General features: G+C 78.6%; 2 protein-coding genes. Both read right to left on the reverse strand.

The window, feature by feature from the left end; genetic code table 11:
- Positions 1-801: AfsR/SARP family transcriptional regulator (locus GTR00_RS17870; protein WP_166612929.1), on the reverse strand; the 801-nt coding region annotated here is incomplete at its 3' end.
- Between the two features lie 61 nt (positions 802-862).
- The gene (malQ, locus tag GTR00_RS17875; RefSeq protein WP_166612930.1) at positions 863-3,088 is read right to left on the reverse strand and encodes a 4-alpha-glucanotransferase; all 2,226 of its coding nucleotides are present in this window, start codon (positions 3,086-3,088) and stop codon (positions 863-865) included.
- Between the last annotated feature and the right edge of the window lie 17 nt (positions 3,089-3,105).

Consider the following 3,105-nt stretch of genomic DNA (forward strand, 5'->3'; position numbering starts at 1 on the left):
GGCCGGGACCACCGGGGCCGCCGGGACGGCGACCGGCGCGTCCAGCGCGGGGTCCTGGCGCAGGACCAGCTCGTGCAGGCGCCGCAGGTGCGGTCCGGGGTCCACGCCGAGGGCGTCGGCGAGCAGCGCGCGGCCCTCCTCGTAGGCGCGCAGCGCGTCGGCCTGCCGGGCGCTGCGGTACAGCGCCAGCACCAGGGAGGCGCGCAGCCCCTCCCGGAACGGCTCGGCGGCCACCAGGGCGGGCAGCCGCTCGGCGAGGGTGCGGTGCCGGCCCAGGGCCAGGTCCAGCTCGGCCGCCAGCTCCTCGGCCTCCAGCTGCTGCTCGCGCAGCCGCGCCGCCTCCTCGCGCGCGAAGCCGGCGCCGACGTCGGCGTACGCGGGGCCGCGCCACAGCGCCAGGGCCCGCGCGACCCGCTCGCGGGCCGTCGCGGGGTCCGCGCCGGCGCCGGCGCGGGCGGCGGCGAGCAGGCGGCGGAACTCCGCGGCGTCCAGGGCGCCGGGCTCCAGCTCCAGCAGGTAGCCGGGCGCGCGCGTGCGCAGCACCCGCCAGCCCTGCGCGCCCGGGGGCGGCTCCAGGCGGCGGCGCAGCCGGGAGACGTAGCTGTGCACGGTGGAGGACCCGGCGTCCAGGCCGCCGTCGTCCCAGAGGCGGTCGGCGAGGGTGTCGGCGGCCACGACCCGACCCGCGTCGACCGCCAGGGCGGCGAGCAGGGTGCGCAAGGAGGCCCCCAGCGGCACCGGCCCGGCCGCGGTGCCCACCTCCACCGGCCCGAGCACGCGCACCGCGAGCGCCGTCGTCACGGGCGAGAGCTTAGGCGGCGCACCGCCCCCCGCGGGCCCGCTCCGCGTGAAGCGCCCGCGCTCAGCGGTGGGCGGCCCGGCCCCCGCGCGCCCCCTCGTGCTCGGCGTGCTCGGCGTGCTCGGCGGGAGCGGCGTGCTGGGCGCGCACGGCCTCGTCGACGACCCGCGCCAGCGAGGAGGCCCGCTCGTCGCCGGGCAGGTCGTCCAGCAGCACCACCCGCCCGTCCGGACCGGTCAGCGGCATCTTCCAGTTCGGGTACTCCAGCGAGGTGCCCGGCTGGTTCTGCGTGCGGCGGTCGCCCACGGCGTCGACGAGGGAGACGCCGATCATCAGCGACGGCGCCAGCGCCAGGTAGCGGTGCAGCGCCTCGACGGTCGCCTGCTCCCCCGCGCCCCCGCGCAGCAGGCCGCGCTCGCGCACCAGGCCCAGGACGCGGTCCTGCTCGGCGCGGTCGCGCTCGCGCTCCTCGGCCGCGGGGCGCGTCAGCAGCCCCAGCCGGTCGCGCAGGGCGACGTGCTCCTGCGCCAGGTAGCCGGCCGTGGGCGGCAGGTCGTGCACGGTGACGGTGGCCATGGCCAGCTCGCGGTAGTCCTCCGGCCGGCGCGGGCTGGCCCCGTCGTACTCGAACCACAGCACGGCGCTGCCCAGCACGCCGCGCTCGGCGAGGTAGTCGCGCACCCACGGCTCCACGGTGCCCAGGTCCTCGCCGACGACGACGGCGCCGGCGCGCTGGGCCTCCAGCACGAGGATCCCGATGAGGGCCTCGTGGTCCAGGCGCACGTAGGTGCCCTCGGAGGCCGGGGCGCCCTGCGGGATCCACCACAGCCGGAACAGGCCCAGCACGTGGTCCACGCGCAGGCCGCCGGCGTGGCGCAGGATCGTGCGGACCATGTCGCGGAACGGCGCGTACGCCTCCTCGGCCAGGCGGTCCGGCCGCCACGGGGGCTGGCTCCAGTCCTGCCCCTGCTGGTTGAAGGCGTCCGGCGGGGCGCCGACGGTGACGCCGTGCGCCAGGGCGTCGCCCAGGGACCACACGTCGGCGCCGTCGGGGTGCACGCCGACGGCCAGGTCGTGGACGATGCCCGGCCCGGTGCCGGCGGCGGTGGCCAGGTCCTGCGCGGTGCGCAGCTGCTCGTCGCACTGCCACTGCAGCCAGCGGTGGAAGTCCACGCGCTCGGCGAGCTCCCGCGCCGCGCCGGAGGCGGCGGCGCGCTCGGGGCTGGAGACCTCCTCGGGCCAGTCGGCGACCGGCAGCCCGTGGCGCTCGACCAGGGCGCACCAGGTGGCGAAGTCCGTCAGGCCCGGGTCCTCCTCGGCGACGTAGCGGCGGAAGGCGGCCTCGCGGGCGGGGGTGCGCCCGTGGCGGAAGACGACCTCCAGCGCCCGCCGCTTGGCGGCCCACACCGCGTCGCGGTCGATCTCGCCGGGGTCGGTGTTGGAGGGGCGGCAGCCGGCGGCGAGCTCCTCGACGGCGGCGCGGTCGCGCGGGGTCAGGTAGGCGACCTCGCGCACGTCCTCCACCCGCAGGTAGACGGGGTTGAAGAAGCGGCGCGTGGTGGGCAGGTACGGGGAGGGCTCCATCGGCGGCACCGGCGAGGCGGCGGCCAGCGGGTTGACCAGCACCCACCCGGCGCCGCGGTCGGCGGCGTAGGAGGCCAGCTCGCCCAGGTCGGCGAGGTCGCCCACGCCCCAGGACTGCGAGGAGCGCACCGAGTACAGCTGCGACTGGTAGCCCCAGCTGCGCCCGCGGCGCAGCGCCTCGGGCAGCTCCAGCACGTCGGGGGTGACCACGAGCGGGCAGGTGGTGTCGCCGGAGGGGGTGTGGGCGTGCAGCGCGTGCCAGCCCAGGGGCAGGTCGTCGGGCACCTCGAAGGTGGCGCGGCCGGTGAGGCGGCCGTCGACGCGCACGGGGTCCACCCAGCGGTCCAGCTGGCGCAGCCCGGCCCAGCCGCCGTCCTCCAGCTCCACCATCAGCTCGACGGGGTCGCCGTGCGGGACGTGCACGTGCACCGCGCGGGTGCGGCCCTCGCGGGCCACGACCACCGGCGGCAGGGTGCGCCGCCACGGCCGCAGCTTCACCTCCTGCAGGGCGTCGTCGACGGCGTCGGGGCCGGAGACGTCCAGGCCCATCGCGGTCAGGACCGCCTCGATGGTGGAGCGGTGGACGGCGCTCTCCGTGCCCTGCCAGTCGGTGAAGCGGGTCGCGACGCCGCAGGCGGCGGCCAGCTCGAGCAGCTGGGGACCGGGGCGGTCGGCGGGGGCGGTGCGCGGGTGGTCGGACGGCACGGCGACGACTCTGCCAG

This window comes from Kineococcus indalonis, from assembly GCF_009906395.1.
GTDB classification, from domain to species: domain Bacteria; phylum Actinomycetota; class Actinomycetes; order Actinomycetales; family Kineococcaceae; genus Kineococcus; species Kineococcus indalonis.